Raw genomic sequence first — 2139 nt, 5'->3', positions numbered from 1 at the left:
TGCTGATCACCTAAAAATAACTTCAAATTGACTTTCATATATCCACTCCTTTTGAATAATAATTTTATACCTATCTATTAAGAAGGTGTTTTTCTCCTTTCATAGAATATTATATTGTAATTTTCAGAAAATATTCACCGTTTGGTGAAAAAAGGGGATGATATTTTGACATTCGGTTCAAATCTTCGTTATATACGTGTACAAAGAAAATTAACGCTACAAGATTTATCCCAAAAGCTAAATGTATCAATAAATTATTTGAGCAAGCTAGAACAAGATCGAGCAAAATTAAAGCCAGAGTTCTTACCAGCACTAGCCAATGTTCTAAATATTAAAATTGAAGATTTATATAGTGAAACTCCTCCTAGCATTAAATAAAATTTTTCGGTATTTAGACAAAGATGCTTAAGGCTAATTGTCTAAATACCGAAAATTCCTACAAACACAAAAGAAAAGGAGCTATCTAGCTCCTTTTCTAATAATATAACCTGTATCATAAATCGTCTTGTCGAATTTGAATTCTCTACCATATTTCACTTTCAATAAATCTTTCACAATCATTCTTTCAATGTGCTCTAACGCACCATCTCTTTCTTCCGATTCTTCTATCAAATATTCCACTTCAACTTTCATAAAAATACCCCTCCTTATACTAAGAGTATTCCTCAGTAAAGGAGAGATTATTCATTAAGATATTAATATTCTATATAACAGTATTTGAAATAAAGTTGATAGGCGCTACAACATTTGAATTGTTTTTATCTCGTAATAAATACTTGATGGTGATTTTACACTTATCACCTTCTAACGTGACTCTTTCAACTAACTGATCTACATACAATCGCTTTTCTTCTTGTGAACATTCTTTCAACACATGGATTCTATTCAACATTTCTATCAGATCGTGTATATCTTTCTCGTTTACCGTTAACTCCGATACTTTCCCCTCAATCTTTTCTAACTTCACTTGTAATGTTTTCATTTCTAACCTATGTTCTCGAATACGCCCCTCATAAATACTGACCATTTCATAGTCACTTGTCCGCTCAATATGCTGAAGAAGTTTTTCAATTGCCAAATATACCTTATCAATCTTACCTTTCACACTTTGCTTTTCTTCAACTAAAGACTTTGTTACTAACTTGACTTCTTCTTGCATTTTATTAAACAGTTTATCCTTATTCAACTGCCTAATTTCAGAAGAAAGTTGTTCAAATACTAGCAAATCAATCTGCTTAGAATCGAAGACCTTTTTATAAGGGTGCTTTAATTCAGAATTACAACATCGATATTTGTAATACTCCTTCACCTTTTTGTTTCCACTTTTATCAACATATTTTGTACTCCCATTTTGTGCACTCATTTTCTTCTCACAGAATCCACAATATACCTTTCCACTTAGCAAAAAAGATGATATGGTAAATGTTCTGCATTTTTGTCCTCTTTTTATTCCTGACCGAGAAACCATAATTTCTTGAACTTTATTCCATTCTTCCAAAGTTATAATCGGTTCTATCCAATCTACCTTTGCATCAAACCCCTCTGCTTCCTCTGGTTTTCCTCTTCTAACCGAGGTAGTGAACCCCCATCGATAATATCCACAATATATTTTAGTTTGCAGAATGCTAACGATTGAATATGGATAGAACTTTTTGCCGTTCTTTGTACGATAACCTTTTTTATTCAAAACTTTTGCAATTCGGTTAACAGATTTCCCTTCATAAAGATAGTGTTGAAAAATTAATTTTACCACTTCCATTTCCTCAGGAACTTCAACCATTCTTTTCCTCATGGTATCCCATTGATAGCCGGTATAAGTGCCTCCCACGTACCTTCCATCTCTCGCACGTTCCCGTAAATGCTCCTTAACACGGATTCGTAGCTGTTTAACCTCTTCTTCATTACTCCAAGACTTAATAATTTGATATAACTTTCCAATTCCTTCTTGTTCAAAATTCGGCTCGTTAGGATCCGAAAAAATAATGTCACACTCAGCTTCACTTAGAACCCCAGAAATAATAATAATGTCACTCATATCTCTAGCAAGCCGACTTTGCTGCCAACAAATAACTGCATTAACCTTCTTCTCGGTTGCCATATCTAACATAGCTTGCAACTTAGGTCTCTCTGAAATAGATT

General features: G+C 33.1%; 2 protein-coding genes. Both read right to left on the bottom strand.

The annotated features are described in order from the left end of the window. Positions 1-459: 459 nt before the first annotated feature. Complete coding sequence (locus RCF13_RS02960; RefSeq protein WP_308140842.1) at positions 460-633, bottom strand: hypothetical protein; 174 nt, start codon at positions 631-633, stop codon at positions 460-462. Positions 634-703: 70 nt separating this feature from the next. Continuing rightward, positions 704-2139 (bottom strand): recombinase family protein (locus RCF13_RS02955; protein WP_308140841.1); only part of this gene is annotated, 1436 nt, incomplete at its 5' end.

This window comes from Stenotrophomonas maltophilia group sp. RNC7 (assembly GCF_030910085.1).
In the GTDB taxonomy this organism is placed as follows: Bacteria; Pseudomonadota; Gammaproteobacteria; order Xanthomonadales; family Xanthomonadaceae; genus Stenotrophomonas; species Stenotrophomonas sepilia.
Note: the sequence above shows the minus strand (reverse complement) of the source record. Positions and strands in the feature narration are given on the sequence as shown.